The organism is Ruminococcus sp. MCC718 (assembly GCF_018783905.1).
In the GTDB taxonomy this organism is placed as follows: Bacteria; Bacillota; Clostridia; order Lachnospirales; family Lachnospiraceae; genus Hominisplanchenecus; species Hominisplanchenecus faecis.
Genome location: NZ_WQNP01000128.1, coordinates 1 through 242 on the forward strand (window position 1 = coordinate 1; position 242 = coordinate 242).

Consider the following 242-nt stretch of genomic DNA (forward strand, 5'->3'; position numbering starts at 1 on the left):
AATTACAATCGTAAGAAGTGGAATAAATGATTGGATGAAGTAATGGAACAAAAAATCAAAACCATAATCATAACGCACAAGGATAGATTTATCAGATTTGGCTATGATTGGTTTGAAAAATTCTGCATGAAGTTTCATACGACCATAGTGATAGTAAACAAGGAAGAACTATCACCACAAGAAGAACTCGTGCAGGATATTGTTTCTATTCTTCACGTGTTCTCCTGCAGGTTGTATGGACT

1 pseudogene is annotated in these 242 nt (G+C 34.7%); it reads left to right on the forward strand.

From position 1 onward, the window contains the following. Positions 1-242: pseudogene (locus tag GPK60_RS10960) on the forward strand (IS607 family transposase); the annotation flags it as partial.